Source organism: Ruegeria sp. HKCCA5491, from assembly GCF_013034565.1.
Lineage (GTDB): Bacteria > Pseudomonadota > Alphaproteobacteria > Rhodobacterales > Rhodobacteraceae > Ruegeria.
Genome location: NZ_WQGG01000002.1, coordinates 180,099 through 194,571, shown reverse-complemented (window position 1 = coordinate 194,571; position 14,473 = coordinate 180,099). Strand labels below are relative to the sequence as shown.

Sequence of the window (14,473 nt, the reverse complement as noted above, 5' to 3'; positions counted from 1 at the left end):
ACTCAGATATCGGTCGCGCCTTCGGGCAGGTCCTCGGATTGATCGGGGGCAATTTCTGGTTCCGGAGTATCTTCGGACACGGGCGGCTTTTTCCGGATGATGATATCACCATTAGGCAGAATTTCCGGAGCTTCATATGCGCTCCAATCCTGAATCTCGCTCGCCAGCTCTGCCAACGCCGGCCCCATTTCTTCAAAGAACGACTGCATGGCCGGACCGAACTGATCCGCCAATCCCAGCAAATCCTCCAGCGCCGGTTCCATTTCCTGACGCAGCCCTTCAAAGAACAGTTCTGCGCCCTGCTCCATCAAAGACGGCCCGGTTTCATCCTCTGCGTACGCAGGCGTCGCCAGAGCCAGTGTGACTGCACAAATCGAAACAAAGTTTTTCATACTAAAAGATATATGCGTTTGAGGCAGTTGATTAAAGATCAAAGGTCTATATCCAAAGTGACCGGGAAATGATCCGACGCTGTCAAAAGCGCGTCGTGCAGGTCTGTTTGGGCTTTACAGATCGGATCATGAAATGGGTGCCAGATACGCCACTCGGGACGGTGCGCGCGCAATCTGTCGCTGATCATGATGTAGTCCAGCAGCGCCTCAAGATGCCCACCAGTATTGGGTCTTGGAAAACGCGCGGTCGAGGGCGCGACACCCGGCTCTGGCCCATATGCCGTGGCTGCATTCGGGTCGAACAGCCCCGCCCCAAGCAGAATCTCGACCGAAGACCGCCCAAACAGGTTCTCAAACTCATCAAGCCCCGGCCCGTCGTTCAGGTCACCCAAAAGAATGACGTCTTCGTCATCGGCGATATGGGTCTTGATCCGCCGCGCTAACCAAACCGCCTGCGCAAGTTGCTTGCGGCGATTGGCGATTGAAATTCGGACCGCTTCATCCCGACTGCCGGCCCCGTGCGGGGCCTTGGATTTCAAATGGGCTCCGATCAATCGAAACAAAGCACCGGCCCGAGTTTTGACGGCCAACTCCATAGGAGGCTTTGAAAATTGAACCTGATCCTTGGTCGCGTCGATATCGAGATCAATTTCAAACACCGAATCGAAACGGGGTGCATCCGATCGCGTGCCATCATCACCGATCGGATCGTGGCGTACCGAAAGACAGGCCGGATCATACAGCAAGGCCAGCTCCTGATGCGTGTCGTTCGGAAACCCCATGACCGCATGACTTGTTCGAAGGTTAAAAACCTCGGCAAACCGCTGCAAGGCACGGACTGTATTCTGAGTTTTGCCGGTATTCGGCGCTTCGACAATCAAAATGGCGTCGGCGTCTACTGCGGTCAGGACCTTGGCAATCGCTTCGACCTGCTGGGCGGTCGTGACATCATGTCTGCCTGACCATGTATCATCGCAGATCAACCGGTCTTTACGATCGAAAAGATTGGCAAACCACTCGATATTGTAGGTCGCCAACCGCATGGGTATCAGGCTCGGGCGCCGTTGATCTGATCCCAGGCGCGATTGATGTCGATCATCTTCTTTTCGGCCAGGCGAATGGCTTCTTCGGGGACCCCGCGGGAAATCATTGCATCGGGGTGAGTTTCGCGCACCAATTGCCGCCAGACCTTGCGGATATCAGGCAAAGGCATTTCGCGCGGGACGCCCAGCACCGTATAGGGATCCTTGGGCGCATCCGGTACAAACCTTTCCCGCAGCGCAAGGAACTGGGCTTCGGTCTGCCCGAATATACGGCTAACCTCTTCCAGAAACTCATTTTCGTTCGGGTGATAGAACCCGTCAGCCATCGCGATATGGAACAGTCCTTCCATCAAATCGCAGAGCGTGGTGCTGTCATCGGCAAACATTCCGGCGATCTTGCGGGCGTATTCCTGATACCCAGCGACGTCGGTTCGGGCCATGTCGAAAACGCGGGCGGCATCGGCTTCATCCTCGCGCGCGATTTGGAACACATCACGAAAGGCTGTGACCTCGTCCCGCGTCACCTGCCCATCGGCCTTGGCCATTTTTGCACCAAGCGCAATAACAGCAATAGTAAACGCGACCGACCGTTCAGGCGGTGTGCGAAGAATTTCAAAAACAGCAGTCAGGCTTTCGCCCTGTGCAAGCGCGCTTAGCGCGTCGGATATGCGGGTCCAGATCGACATGAGGGCACCCTAGCGCCCCAATTCGCCGGTGTCAGGTGCAACCAATGGGTCTGCGGCAAGAATTTTCTGCATCAGCACAAGATCCAGCCTTTTGCCCCACTTGGACCCAACTTCCGGCATGCACCCAACTTTTTCGAATCCGACGGCCGCGTGAAACGAAATTGCCGCCGGGTTTGCCGACGATATTCCCGCAACCAGAACGTGGACGCCCTCGTCCTTGGCCACGGCCTCTAGCGCGGCCATTAACGCGCGACCAGTGCCATGCCCACGCGCCATGGGCAACAGTTGGATGGAGTGTTCCCGGCATTGGGCGTATCCGGGACCTGAGCGAAACAGGCCGTAAGTGGCAAAACCCACAACCTGCCCTTCCAACTCGGACACTAGAAAAGCGGGTCCACGGGCTTGGATGTCGCTTGCTATGCTGCCCACATCCCGCTCGGCTGTGGTAAAGGTCACAAGCGTATCCCGAATGATCTGATTGGTGATCTCAGCAATGGCATCAGCGTCCGCGACTTTTGCCTGACGGATGATCATTCCAGCACGCGTAGACCATGGGGCGTTTCAAATTCCGCACGCATCGCGGCAGGGCCGGAATCAAATACCACGCGGTCCAAAGCACCCAGCAGTTTTGCCAGTTCCAGTGCTTCGGGATGGAACACAATCAACTGCCGCAGACGGCATCCCCTATCTTGCAGCATCTGCGCCGGGTGCAGGTCACCGTGCCATTGGATTAGCGCGGGAAACAGATTGTCAAACGGTAGCCGCCCGCTTGGGGGAACAGCCATACGCCAGCGCAGCGCGCCTCTGGTCAGGTCAATGGGGTGCCCAACGCCGTCAGGGAACACATCCTGCGATGCTTCAATGTTCGGGACACGACAAATCCAGTTTGTCAGTCGCGGGCTTCCCTGAAACCGGTCAAGGTCAAACCAGCGCGTCCGTTCGGGGCGAGGTGCGGACGGGTCAATCGCGATCGCCTCAAGGTACAGACCATCCGCCAGACCCAGAAGCCGATTATAGGTTCCGAATTTCTCATGCTTTCCGCCGTCCTGTAGGGAAACACCCAGTGCCTGCTCGACATGAGCAGTGGCTTCTTCAAGCGTTTCTCCCGCAACAGCCAGATGATCGAGCAACATGCGCGCCCTCCTGCAAAAAACGACCAGACCCAAGTGGATCTGGTCGCATGTTTCCGTCAAAGACGCGGGATCACAAGAGGTTTCGGCGGGAAACCCGCATTATCCCTTGGTCTTGCCGATCAGGCCCAGAATGTCCTGCGCTGCCTCGGGGATGTTTGTCCCCGGACCAAAGATCGCCTTGACGCCGTGATCATAGAGGAACTGATAATCCTGCTGCGGAATCACGCCGCCACAAATCACGATGATATCCTCGGCTCCAGCCTTTTTCAGCTCTTCCACCAGTTGCGGCGCGAGGGTCTTATGCCCCGCTGCCTGCGAGGAAATACCGACCACATGCACGTCATTGTCTACCGCGTCCTGCGCCGCCTCGGCGGGTGTCTGGAATAGTGGACCAACATCCACGTCAAACCCGATATCGGCAAAGGCGGTCGCGATCACTTTGGCACCCCGGTCGTGACCGTCCTGCCCCATCTTGACCACCAGCAAACGCGGACGGCGGCCTTCAGCCTCGGCGAATTCCTCGATGGACTTCTGGATCGCGGCAAAGCCTTCGTCACCCTCATAGGCCGCTCCGTACACACCGGCCAGCGTTTTCACTTCGGCGCGGTGGCGACCGAATTCCTTTTCCATTGCCATGCTGATCTCTCCTACGGATGCGCGGGCGCGCGCGGCTTCGACCGCAGCAGCCAGCAGGTTTCCGCCCTCTTGGGCGGCCTTGGTCAGGGCGCCCAACGCCTGTTGGCACGCGGCCTCGTCGCGCGTGGCGCGGATACGCTCCAAACGTGCGACCTGCGCTTCGCGCACAGCGACGTTGTCGACGTCCAGAATGTCGATCGGGTCTTCCTGTTCCTTGCGGTACTTGTTGACACCGACGATCACCTCTTCGCCCCGGTCGATCATGGCCTGACGGCGCGCGGCGCTTTCTTCGATCCGCAGCTTGGGCATGCCTGAAGCGACGGCCTTGGTCATGCCGCCCATCTCTTCGACCTCTTCCATCAGGGCCCAGGCTTTTTCGACCAGTTCATTAGTCAGGCTTTCGATGTAATAGGACCCCGCCAGCGGATCGACCACATCGGTCACGCCGGTTTCTTCCTGCAGCACAAGCTGCGTGTTCCGGGCAATGCGGGCTGAGAAATCGGTGGGCAGGGCAATCGCCTCATCCAGCGCGTTGGTGTGCAACGACTGGGTACCGCCCAGAACCGCGCTCATCGCCTCATACGCTGTCCGGATCACGTTGTTATAGGGGTCTTGTTCCTGCAACGACACACCCGAGGTCTGGCAATGGGTGCGCAGCATCTTGGAGCGTTCAGACTTCGCGCCAAAATCGGTCATCACACGGTGCCAGAGGGTGCGTGCGGCGCGCAGTTTGGCGATTTCCATGAAGAAGTTCATGCCGATGGCAAAGAAGAACGACAAACGGCCCGCAAACTTGTCGACGTCCATCCCGGCTTGCGTCGCGGCGCGGACATATTCGCGGCCGTCGGCAAGCGTATAGGCCAGTTCCTGCACCAAGTTCGCGCCAGCCTCTTGCATGTGATAGCCCGAGATCGAGATCGAGTTGAACTTGGGCATCTCGTTCGAGGTATAGTCGATAATGTCCGAAATGATCTTCATCGACGGCTCGGGCGGGTAAATATACGTATTCCGCACCATGAACTCTTTCAGAATGTCATTCTGAATGGTGCCGGACAGGACGGATTTGTCATGGCCCTGCTCCTCACCGGCGACAATGAAATTCGCCAAAATAGGGATCACCGCACCGTTCATGGTCATCGAGACCGAGACCTTGTCCAACGGGATACCGTCAAACAGGATCTTCATATCTTCAACGCTGTCGATGGCAACACCAGCCTTACCCACGTCGCCAACCACACGCGGGTGGTCGCTGTCATAGCCGCGGTGCGTAGCCAGATCGAAGGCTACGGACACACCCTGCTGACCGGCGGCCAGATTGCGGCGGTAAAAGGCATTCGATTCCTCAGCCGTCGAAAAGCCCGCATACTGGCGGATCGTCCACGGACGACCTGCGTACATCGTGGCCTTCACGCCCCGGGTAAACGGGCCGAATCCCGGCAGCGTGCCCATATGCGGCAGATCGGCGGTGTCCTCGGCTGTATAAAGAGGTTTGACGTCGATGCCTTCAAGCGTCTCCTTGGTAAGGTCTTCCAGCGGACGACCGCGCAGCTCTTTCTCGGCCAGCGCCTGCCAGTCTTTGGTATCGGTCATGGCGAATTCCTTTTCCTATTTAGGATCGCGCGCAGAGAGGAACCTGCCCGCAGTTATGTTTCGGATTGCCCGGTCCATTCGGGCTGCGCGCAATAAATTGAGCGCACAGTGCATTTCACTGGTCGCATTCATCGACACAGGGGCTATATTCGATGGGACAGGAGGCCCAATGACACGAACGCTTGCCCTTGTTTTCTCGGCACTAATCCCGCTGGCGGCCTTTGCCGCTGACGGGTCTGCACCTGCCGAAGACGAATTCGTCCGCCCCGCTGGTGACAGCGACCTCAGCGAGTTTTTGTGGGTCAGCCGACCCATCGTCGTCTTTGCCGACACCCCTGCGGATCCACGTTTCCAGCAGCAGATCGACATGCTGGTCGAGGGCGAAGCCGCCATGCGGGACCGCGACGTCGTGGTATTGACCGACACCGACCCATCGGCCCGATCCCCGATCCGGTCGCAGTTGCGCCCGCGCGGGTTCCAGATGGTATTTGTCGACAAGGACGGCGTGGTCAAACTGCGCAAACCGTCCCCGTGGAGCGTGCGCGAGATTGGCCGCTCCATCGACAAGACCCCCTTACGCGAACGCGAAATTCGCGAACGGCGCGAGGGCGGTTGAGCGTCTTCGCCACACCCAAGCCGCCCGGCACAGAACGCCGGGACAACAAAGGGATATGGCAAAAACGCCACCATGATCACTCGAACTCGATGATCACATCGTCCACGGCAAGGCTGTCGCCGGGACCAGCGTTGATCTTGGCGACCACGCCTTTCTTCTCGGCGCGCAGGATGTTTTCCATCTTCATCGCCTCGACGGTGCAAAGGGCCTGACCTTCCTGCACTTCCTGACCTACTTCGACGTCGATCTTCACGATCAGGCCGGGCATCGGGCAAAGCAGCATTTTCGAGGTGTCTGGCGGCAGCTTTTCAGGCATCAGCTTGGCCAATTCCGCCTGGTGCGGGCGGCGCACATGCACTTTCAGGTCCGCACCCCGGTTGCGGATGCGGAACCCGCCCGAGATTTTTCCGACCTTCATGACCAGCGGATCACCATCGACATCCAGCACGGCCAATTGATCACCCGGCGTCCAGTCCGAAGCGACGCGAAGCGTCGTTCCGTCTGTAAAGGCGACAGTCGCGCCCTCTTTGTCGGCCTCGATCTTGACGTCAAACTCGTGCCCTTGCAGCGCGACATTCCAATGTGCGCCGACCTTACGTTCGTGGTTATCCATACGGCCCGACACTCGGGTCCTGCGGATTTCAGCAACACGGTACATGGCCGCGCAAGACGCTGCGATACGACGCAAGTCCGCTTCGGGCAGGGTCACGCCTTCGAACCCCTCGGGGTATTCCTCGGCAATGAATGCGGTGGTCATGTCGCCGCTAATGAATTTCGGGTGATCCATCACGGCAGACAGGAACGGCAGGTTGTGGCCGATGCCTTCGACTTCAAAACTGTCCAGCGCCACGCGCATCGCCTCGATCGCCTGATCGCGGGTCGGGGCCCAGGTACACAGCTTGGCGATCATCGGGTCGTAGTACATGCTGATCTCGCCGCCTTCATAAACGCCGGTATCGTTACGCACCGCGGCCTCGCCTTCGGGCGCGTCGCCTTGCCACTTGCCGTTCACCAACATGGGACCAGCAGCCGTTTCCATCGGCGGACGATACCGGGTCAGACGGCCAATCGAGGGCAAAAACCCGCGATACGGGTCTTCGGCATACAGGCGGTTTTCAATCGCCCAGCCGGTCAGGGTCACGTCATCTTGGGTAATGGTCAGTTTCTCACCAGCCGCCACACGGATCATCTGTTCCACCAGATCGACACCGGTAATCAGCTCGGTCACCGGGTGTTCCACCTGCAGGCGGGTGTTCATCTCAAGAAAGTAAAAGTTCTTTTCCCCATCCACGATGAATTCAACTGTCCCGGCGCTGGCATAGTTCACGGCCTTGGCCAAAGCGACCGCCTGTTCGCCCATCGCTTTGCGGGTTTCGGGGTCAAGGAACGGCGACGGGGCCTCTTCCACAACCTTCTGGTTCCGGCGCTGGATCGAGCATTCGCGCTCGCCCAGGTAAATGCCGTTGCCGTGGATGTCACACAGAACCTGAATCTCGATATGGCGCGGCTGGGTCACGAATTTCTCGATGAAAATCCGGTCGTCGCCAAAGGAATTTGCAGCCTCATTCTTGGAGGATTGGAAGCCTTCGCGCGCTTCGTCGTCGTTCCACGCGATCCGCATGCCTTTACCACCGCCACCGGCGCTGGCCTTGATCATTACCGGATAGCCGATGTCGTTGGAAATCTTCACCGCCTCATCGGCGTCTTCGATCAGCCCCATATAGCCGGGCACTGTCGAAACGCCTGCATCCTGAGCGATCTTCTTCGAGGTGATCTTGTCACCCATGCTTTCAATCGCACCGACCGGGGGGCCAACAAAGGCCACGCCCTCGGCCTCCAACGCCTCGGCGAATTTGGCGTTTTCCGACAGGAAGCCGTAGCCGGGATGAACCGCCTGTGCGCCGCTTTGACGGATCGCGTCAATAACCTTGTCGATCACGATATAGGACTGGTTCGCGGGGGGCGGGCCGATATGGACAGCTTCATCCGCCATCGACACATGCAATGCGTTCTTGTCCGCGTCCGAGTAGATGGCGACAGTGCCAATACCCATTTTACGCGCGGTCTTGATGACCCGGCAGGCGATCTCGCCCCGGTTGGCGATCAGGATCTTGTTGAACATGGGACGTCCTTTGTCTTGGTGTTCTGGGAACGCAAAACGCCGCCGCAGGGTCTAATCCCCACGACGGCGAGATGCGCGATGACGGTCGAGGCGACGCGCGCCCCGAAGACTACGTTAGTAGCAGTTTCTTTGTGTTTTGCAGAAAAGCACGTTGCCTGCGGCACCGACCGCAGCCCCGACAAACGGGTCGGCGCTGAGGACGGCCGCGCCCAACGCGCCCGCGCCGCCACCAAGCAGCGCCTGTTCGCCCGTGTTTTCACCGCAGGCCGTAAGGCCCGCACAGGTCGCCAATACGAGGACGACTTTTGAAATTCGCATGTTATCTGCCCCTTCAGGTTATTTGATGCATTCGGGGGCACATGTCGGATTTGCGCCTTGTTATTCAATATCAGGCGGATCAAATTTGGCGTTTGCGCAGAATTATGCCGCTTTTTGCGCAATTCATGCGCAAAGAAAAACGCGGGCAGGGAATTGTGAATTTCACAAGCCTGCCCGCGGAAGGAAGGGGTACGGAATAGTAGGTGCATGTGCGGCGCAGGCAAAGTAGAGCCGCACGGCCTATCAACCATGCACGCCACCAATTCGGCCGCCAACCACTCATCGTTTCCTTTTGATTTTCCGGCTGAATCCTGCCCATACATCGAAACCTCGCGCAAATATGCGCCGACGGGAATTTGTAGACATGTGTTCACAGACGCTCTGCTAGCCGTCACATAGCCGTTACACAAAGCTATCAATTCGACACTTCGCGCCAAATCGACCTCACGGCGTGCTGCGGGTGCGAATACAACAAAACCCATGTTTTGCAACGCATTGATATTTGCGTTCACCCCGCCGTGAAAACCGGCGAGCGAAATAACACAGTCGCATGAGAAATCCGGCCCAAATCCTCCCGACTTGGTGATTTCCCTCCGCAAAGCTTGCGTGAAACCTTGGCCCTGCACACTCGCATACAAGGAATTATCCCTATGAAAACAAAGGGTAAATACGCTCTCCTGCTTGCTGCCAGCGCGCTCTGCGCGGTTTGCGTGCCGGCCTTGGCGCAAGATGCTGAAACCCAGGCCGAACTGGAGAACCTGCGACTCCGGGTCGAGGCGCTGGAGTCGCAGGATCCGAACTCGACCCCCGGCGAGTTCCGGATTGGGAACACGACCCTGGACCTGTACGGCTATGTCAATGCTGATTTCTTCTACGACTTTGACTTTGATCAGGGCGACACGGCCTTCGTGAACGTCGTGGGTGAGCCCTCTGCCGCGACCAGCGGGACGTTCGGTGCAACCGTTCGGCAATCCCGACTCGGGCTTCTGACAAGTACGCCCAGCGCGATTGGCGATATCGGCGGGCAACTGGAACTTGACCTGTTCGCAGGTGGAGGTGCCGCCGAATTGCGCCTGCGTCACGCCAACATCCGCATTGGCGAACAATGGTTGATCGGTCAGTTCTGGACCAACTTCCAGCCACTGGACACCTACCCGACCTCGGTCGAATTCAACGGCCCGGTTGGTATTGCCTTCGCCCGTGTTCCACAGGTGCGTTATACCAATTCGTTCTCCAGCAACGCTGAATTCGCACTGTCCATCGAGGAAAATGTCGGCGGGTCGAATTCGGATGATCCGGTACTGACGGCCTCGGCCGAGTATAATGATGGCAGGTTCATCGCGCGCGGTGCCCTGCTTTACGGTAAGGCCGAGGGCGGCGGTGTCGAAGTCGATCAGACCGGTCTGACCCTGTCGGGTTCGGCGCGCCTGTGGGAAGGCGGCCTGTTCCAGGTCAATTACGTCACCGGTGAGGCGCTTGGCCCGTGGCTGATCGGCCTTGGCGATGCGGTCGTCGGAGGCGAGGCGAACGACGTCGACGGATTCACCGTCGAACTGCGTCAGCAGCTGAACCCCAAATAGAATGTGGGTATCGCCTACGGCTATGAAGACTATGACTTGGCGACCTCGACCGGTACGCTGGCCTTTACCGAGCTTGAGACGATCCACGTCAACGCCTTCTATCAGGCGACCGACAACCTGACGCTGAGCGCCGAATACATCTTTGGCGAACGCAACGACGCCCCCACCGGACGGACGTTCGACGCCAACCGTGTTCAGGTGGCCGCGCAGCTTAACTTCTGACGCACGAACCTGACCCTGCCCCACACGAGGCGGGGTCAACCAGTCAGGACCTGACGTCCGCTGATATGTGGCGGCCAAAGGCACGTTCAGCGCACCCCATCGAAAATATCGGGAAATGACTGCCGCGCAGCGTTGACGTCAATCACCAAAAGCGCATCATAGCTGGCGGGGTCAAACGGATCTTCGGCCGGGATCACCTCGCGCTGGAACAGCCAGCTCAGCCGCCCTGCATCCAGATTTCCACGCTCAAATGGTTGATCCCCGAAATGCTCCCACAGCGCCTGCATGAAAGCTGTATCTGCGCGCCTGTCCGCCGGTTTGCGGTCACGAAACCGTTTACGGGAGGTTATTGGGGTCACCCCCTTTGGATTGGCCCGACGGATGGTGAACTGAAAATCCGTTCCGGCCAGACGGCCTGGGAAACCGCGATGTTTCAACATGCTGTCACCTCGCGAAAATAAGAACAAAACGCACATCCGTTGCAGGACGAAGCCATTTCAAACACCCCCATTGCGTCTTTACTGGTCAGAAATGCTTTGACTGGTTTACACACGGTCATCATGGTCAAAGCCCCTCCCAGATACACCGGGACTGTTCCAGCCGGTAGGCCTCAAAAAACTGCGTGGCATCAGGAGCAGAGCGGCCAAATTCCGTAGGACGATCAGATAGGGAGATAACGACGCGAGCCGGCTCAAGCTCGTACTGCGCGACGTAGGCAACAGCCAGTGTCTGACATAGATGCTCCATATCAACCGAAGCGACGTCATAGCCAATTCGCCCGACATCAGACCCGATCTTTGGCGCGATAAACCGAAACCGCACCCACAGCTCTCCGGGGTTGTTGTCCAGAAGAACATCGCGCAGGTGTACGGGCTGACCTGACGGGACCGGCAACAGCGCCGAAGTCTCGGCAAAAGTCGTAGCGGGCTGCGCAAGAAGGGTCAGAATAAAGGCACGACCCCAGACCTGCCAATGGCAAGCTCCTCTCTCCGGGATCGTGCGCGCATGGCTTTTGGCCCGCGCTTTCCTATTTCTGATAACCACACTCATTTAACAGCTTTGACCTCAAAGTCAAACTTGACTTTCATTAAGCCTAGTTGCCCGGTTCAAGTTCGGCCCTCGAACCAAGCAACCTGTTCTGCACCAATACCTTACAGCGGGATATTGTCGTGCTTTTTCCACGGATTCTTGAGCTGCTTGTTCCGCAGGCTGGCAAAGGCACGGGACACGCGGCGGCGCGTTGACTGCGGCATGATCACCTCGTCAATGAAGCCACGCTCAGCAGCGACAAAGGGATTGGCAAAACGGTCTTCATAGTCCTGCGTATGCTGTGCAATTTTCTCAGCATCCCCCAGATCGGCACGGTGAATGATCTCGGTCGCGCCCTTGGCACCCATCACAGCGATCTCAGCAGTCGGCCACGCATAGTTAAAGTCCCCGCGCAGGTGCTTGGACGCCATAACGTCATAGGCCCCGCCATAGGCTTTGCGGGTGATCACGGTAACCTTCGGAACGGTCGCCTCACCATAAGCAAACAGCAGCTTTGCACCGTGTTTGATGACGCCGCCATATTCCTGACTGGTCCCCGGCAGGAAGCCCGGCACATCAACCAGCGTCAGGATCGGTATTTCGAAGCAATCGCAGAAACGCACGAACCGAGCCGCCTTGCGGGAACTGTCGATGTCCAGACAGCCTGCCAAAACCATTGGCTGGTTTGCGACAACACCAACGGTCTGGCCTTCCAAGCGGATAAAGCCGGTGATGATGTTCTTGGCGTAGTCTTCCTGAATTTCGTAGAAATCCCCCTCATCCGCCACTTTGGTGATGAGTTCTTTCATGTCATAGGGGGTATTCGGATTATCTGGGATCAACGTGTCCAGAGAAGCCTCAATCCGGTCAGGTTCGTCAAAGAAGGGGCGGACCGGTGGTTTTTCACGGTTGTTCAGCGGCAGGAAGTCAACCAAGCGGCGAACTTCGGCCAGCGCTTCAACATCGTTCTCGAACGCTCCGTCCGCGACCGAGGATTTCTTGGTGTGGGTCGAAGCACCGCCCAATTCCTCGGCAGTGACGACCTCGTTGGTGACAGTTTTCACAACGTCGGGGCCTGTCACGAACATGTAGGAGGTGTCTTTGACCATGAAGATAAAGTCGGTCATCGCCGGGCTGTAGACCGCACCACCTGCACATGGCCCCATGATCACGCTGATCTGCGGCACCACGCCCGAGGCCATGATGTTGCGCTGGAAAACTTCTGCATAACCGGCCAGCGACGCAACGCCTTCCTGAATCCGCGCACCACCCGAGTCATTGATACCAATCACAGGTGCTCCGTTCTGGATCGCCATGTCCATGATCTTGCAGATTTTCTGCGCGTGGGTTTCCGAAAGGGATCCGCCAAAAACGGTAAAGTCCTGACTGAACACATAAACCATGCGGCCATTAATCGTGCCCCATCCGGTCACGACACCATCGCCAGCGGGCTTTTGGTTCTCCATCCCGAAATCAGTGCAACGGTGGCTGACAAACATGTCGAATTCTTCAAAGCTGCCTTCGTCCATCAGCAACTCAATCCGCTCACGCGCGGTAAGTTTGCCTCTTGCGTGCTGTGCGTCGATACGTTTTTGTCCGCCCCCTAGACGGGCATCGTTGCGGCGGCTTTCTAGTTCGGTCAGGATGTCTTTCATGACGATGATCCCCTCTAAAATTTGTCGGGACACTATACGCATCGCACCAAGGACCAAAGCACCATTCGGCAAATTTGCAAATCTTTGGAAATATCCTTTCGGAAAATTGTAAATTTGCTAATATTGTATCGAGTTCGGCAAGACGGATGGTAATTGCGACGCCGCTCACTATACATGTGAACCATGCAGTTCAGTTCACCCTCGACGCGACGTTCGCCGCCCACGATTACAACGCTCGTCCTTTTGTCGGGGCTGTCTGCGCTAAGCCTGAACCTGTTCCTGCCCAGCCTTCCGAATATGGCGCTGTATTTCAACGCGGACTACAAGGTCATGCAGTTGTCAATCGCCCTGTACTTGCTGGTCAACGCCGTTCTGCAAATTCTGATTGGACCGATCGCGGACAAGGCCGGTCGCAGGCCAGTCCTGCTTTGGGGATTATCTTTGTTCTTGCTTGCCACACTCGGCAGCATCTACGCACCCAATGTCGAAGTTTTCTTGGCCTTCCGCATGTGTCAGGCGGTCATTGTCGTCGGAATGGTGCTTAGCCGTGCAGCCGTGCGCGACCTTTATGATCAGGATCAAGCCGCCTCGATGATCGGATATGTCACTATGGGGATGGCCGTCGTTCCCATGATCGGTCCTGCAGTCGGTGGCCTTCTGGAAGAAAGCTTCGGCTGGAAGGCAAACTTTTGGCTGCCATTCGTCCTTGGCGCGTTGACTCTGCTGCTTGTATATCTCGACTTTGGCGAAACCAGCGCCAAAAGCGGCAAAACGTTGGGACAGCAATTCAAGGAATACCCCGAGCTGCTGACGTCGCCACGGTTCTGGGGATATTCGCTGTCATCGGCCCTGTCATCAGGTGCCTTTTTTGCCTATCTCGGCGGCGCGCCCTTTATCGGCACCGAGCTTTTTGGCCTGACCGCATCCGAGGTTGGAATTTACTTTGGCGCACCCGCAATCGGGTATTTCTTCGGGAACTTTATCAGCGGGCGGTATTCGGTTCGATTTGGCGTAAACCGCATGGTTCTTTGGGGGAGCGCATTGAACGCCGCGGGAGTCTTACTGTCCGCTATACTGTTCCTTGCCGGTTTCGGTACTGCACTCAGCTTTTTTGGCTTCATGACCTTCGTCGGTGTTGGCAATGGCATGACGATACCGAACGCCACCTCGGGCGCCCTGTCCGTTCGCCCCCATTTGGCCGCCACAGCCTCTGGCCTCAGCGGTGCCATCATGCTCGGCGGCGGCGCTGGCCTTAGCGCACTGGCTGGCACCTTGTTGACGCATGAGACCGGCGCGATGCCCTTGTTGTGGCTAATGCTCGCCACCGCTGCACTCGCGGTTTGCGCAATCGCAACGGTGATCCGACGCGAGCGGCAATTGGGCCTATAAGACGGCTTGCACCCAATAGTTTGCAAAGTTAGCCTAGCGCGACAGAAAAGTTGCAAAGGCAG

General features: G+C 57.6%; 15 protein-coding genes. 4 read left to right on the top strand and 11 right to left on the bottom strand.

All coding sequences use genetic code 11. From position 1 onward, the window contains the following. Positions 1-2 precede the first annotated feature (2 nt). The 6 genes from GOV88_RS04690 to scpA all read right to left on the bottom strand — a co-directional run bounded on the left by GOV88_RS04690 (position 3) and on the right by scpA (position 5,480). Positions 3-392: a hypothetical protein gene (locus GOV88_RS04690; protein ID WP_171239681.1), complete on the bottom strand. Its 390-nt coding sequence runs from the start codon at positions 390-392 to the stop codon at positions 3-5. A 38-nt stretch (positions 393-430) separates the two neighbouring features. Further along, complete coding sequence (locus tag GOV88_RS04685; RefSeq protein ID WP_171239680.1) at positions 431-1,435, bottom strand: endonuclease/exonuclease/phosphatase family protein; 1,005 nt, start codon at positions 1,433-1,435, stop codon at positions 431-433. A gap of 5 nt (positions 1,436-1,440) precedes the next feature. Further along, positions 1,441-2,121 carry a molecular chaperone DjiA gene (locus GOV88_RS04680; RefSeq protein WP_171239679.1) on the bottom strand — a complete coding sequence of 227 codons (681 nt, stop codon included), beginning with the start codon at positions 2,119-2,121 and terminating at the stop codon, positions 1,441-1,443. A gap of 9 nt (positions 2,122-2,130) precedes the next feature. Continuing rightward, positions 2,131-2,655 carry a GNAT family N-acetyltransferase gene (locus GOV88_RS04675; protein ID WP_171122418.1) on the bottom strand — a complete coding sequence of 175 codons (525 nt, stop codon included), beginning with the start codon at positions 2,653-2,655 and terminating at the stop codon, positions 2,131-2,133. Next, the gene (locus tag GOV88_RS04670; RefSeq protein ID WP_171239678.1) at positions 2,652-3,254 is read right to left on the bottom strand and encodes a VOC family protein; all 603 of its coding nucleotides are present in this window, start codon (positions 3,252-3,254) and stop codon (positions 2,652-2,654) included. Before GOV88_RS04670 ends, GOV88_RS04675 begins: the two co-directional genes overlap by 4 nt. Positions 3,255-3,353: 99 nt before the next feature. Then, on the bottom strand, positions 3,354-5,480 hold the full coding sequence (gene scpA, locus GOV88_RS04665) for a methylmalonyl-CoA mutase (RefSeq protein WP_171120524.1): 2,127 nt from the start codon (positions 5,478-5,480) through the stop codon (positions 3,354-3,356). A 169-nt stretch (positions 5,481-5,649) separates the two neighbouring features. On the opposite strand from scpA, the gene GOV88_RS04660 reads away from it, so the two are divergent. Then, the gene (locus tag GOV88_RS04660; protein WP_171120521.1) at positions 5,650-6,096 is read left to right on the top strand and encodes a DUF4174 domain-containing protein; all 447 of its coding nucleotides are present in this window, start codon (positions 5,650-5,652) and stop codon (positions 6,094-6,096) included. A 76-nt stretch (positions 6,097-6,172) separates the two neighbouring features. Here the strand turns inward: GOV88_RS04660 and GOV88_RS04655 are convergent, their stop codons facing one another. After that, entirely contained in the window at positions 6,173-8,218 is a 2,046-nt protein-coding gene (locus tag GOV88_RS04655) for an acetyl/propionyl/methylcrotonyl-CoA carboxylase subunit alpha (protein ID WP_171239677.1), read from the bottom strand. Between the two features lie 114 nt (positions 8,219-8,332). Continuing rightward, the gene (locus GOV88_RS04650) at positions 8,333-8,536 is read right to left on the bottom strand and encodes a hypothetical protein (RefSeq protein ID WP_171120517.1); all 204 of its coding nucleotides are present in this window, start codon (positions 8,534-8,536) and stop codon (positions 8,333-8,335) included. Positions 8,537-9,186: 650 nt separating this feature from the next. Between GOV88_RS04650 and GOV88_RS04645 the strand changes: the two genes are divergently transcribed. Next, positions 9,187-10,116, top strand: coding sequence for a DcaP family trimeric outer membrane transporter (locus GOV88_RS04645; RefSeq protein WP_254449166.1), 930 nt, complete (start codon positions 9,187-9,189; stop codon positions 10,114-10,116). Between the two features lie 3 nt (positions 10,117-10,119). Beyond that, positions 10,120-10,338, top strand: coding sequence for a hypothetical protein (locus tag GOV88_RS20435; RefSeq protein WP_254449165.1), 219 nt, complete (start codon positions 10,120-10,122; stop codon positions 10,336-10,338). A gap of 86 nt (positions 10,339-10,424) precedes the next feature. On the opposite strand, the gene GOV88_RS04640 is transcribed toward GOV88_RS20435, so the two are convergent. From GOV88_RS04640 to GOV88_RS04630, 3 genes are all read right to left on the bottom strand, one after another. Further along, the gene (locus tag GOV88_RS04640; protein WP_171239676.1) at positions 10,425-10,778 is read right to left on the bottom strand and encodes a hypothetical protein; all 354 of its coding nucleotides are present in this window, start codon (positions 10,776-10,778) and stop codon (positions 10,425-10,427) included. Positions 10,779-10,902: 124 nt separating this feature from the next. Beyond that, on the bottom strand, positions 10,903-11,388 hold the full coding sequence (locus GOV88_RS04635; RefSeq protein WP_254449164.1) for a DUF6497 family protein: 486 nt from the start codon (positions 11,386-11,388) through the stop codon (positions 10,903-10,905). 101 nt (positions 11,389-11,489) lie between these two features. Then, positions 11,490-13,022 (bottom strand): acyl-CoA carboxylase subunit beta, encoded by a 1,533-nt coding sequence (locus GOV88_RS04630; RefSeq protein WP_171120510.1) that lies wholly within the window; start codon positions 13,020-13,022, stop codon positions 11,490-11,492. A 183-nt stretch (positions 13,023-13,205) separates the two neighbouring features. Here GOV88_RS04630 and GOV88_RS04625 point away from each other — a divergent pair, with 183 nt between their 5' ends. Next, positions 13,206-14,411: a multidrug effflux MFS transporter gene (locus GOV88_RS04625; protein ID WP_171122412.1), complete on the top strand. Its 1,206-nt coding sequence runs from the start codon at positions 13,206-13,208 to the stop codon at positions 14,409-14,411. Positions 14,412-14,473: the final 62 nt, after the last annotated feature.

Bases quoted from the DNA above. Each gene is read 5' to 3' on its own strand.
- GOV88_RS04690 (WP_171239681.1), bottom strand. From the start codon at position 392: ATGAAAAACTTTGTTTCGATTTGTGCAGTCACACTGGCTCTGGCGACG.
- GOV88_RS04685 (WP_171239680.1), bottom strand. From the start codon at position 1,435: ATGCGGTTGGCGACCTACAATATCGAGTGGTTTGCCAATCTTTTCGAT.
- GOV88_RS04680 (WP_171239679.1), bottom strand. From the start codon at position 2,121: ATGTCGATCTGGACCCGCATATCCGACGCGCTAAGCGCGCTTGCACAG.
- GOV88_RS04675 (WP_171122418.1), bottom strand. From the start codon at position 2,655: ATGATCATCCGTCAGGCAAAAGTCGCGGACGCTGATGCCATTGCTGAG.
- GOV88_RS04670 (WP_171239678.1), bottom strand. From the start codon at position 3,254: ATGTTGCTCGATCATCTGGCTGTTGCGGGAGAAACGCTTGAAGAAGCC.
- scpA (WP_171120524.1), bottom strand. From the start codon at position 5,480: ATGACCGATACCAAAGACTGGCAGGCGCTGGCCGAGAAAGAGCTGCGC.
- GOV88_RS04660 (WP_171120521.1), top strand. From the start codon at position 5,650: ATGACACGAACGCTTGCCCTTGTTTTCTCGGCACTAATCCCGCTGGCG.
- GOV88_RS04655 (WP_171239677.1), bottom strand. From the start codon at position 8,218: ATGTTCAACAAGATCCTGATCGCCAACCGGGGCGAGATCGCCTGCCGG.
- GOV88_RS04650 (WP_171120517.1), bottom strand. From the start codon at position 8,536: ATGCGAATTTCAAAAGTCGTCCTCGTATTGGCGACCTGTGCGGGCCTT.
- GOV88_RS04645 (WP_254449166.1), top strand. From the start codon at position 9,187: ATGAAAACAAAGGGTAAATACGCTCTCCTGCTTGCTGCCAGCGCGCTC.
- GOV88_RS04640 (WP_171239676.1), bottom strand. From the start codon at position 10,778: ATGTTGAAACATCGCGGTTTCCCAGGCCGTCTGGCCGGAACGGATTTT.
- GOV88_RS04635 (WP_254449164.1), bottom strand. From the start codon at position 11,388: ATGAGTGTGGTTATCAGAAATAGGAAAGCGCGGGCCAAAAGCCATGCG.
- GOV88_RS04630 (WP_171120510.1), bottom strand. From the start codon at position 13,022: ATGAAAGACATCCTGACCGAACTAGAAAGCCGCCGCAACGATGCCCGT.
- GOV88_RS04625 (WP_171122412.1), top strand. From the start codon at position 13,206: ATGCAGTTCAGTTCACCCTCGACGCGACGTTCGCCGCCCACGATTACA.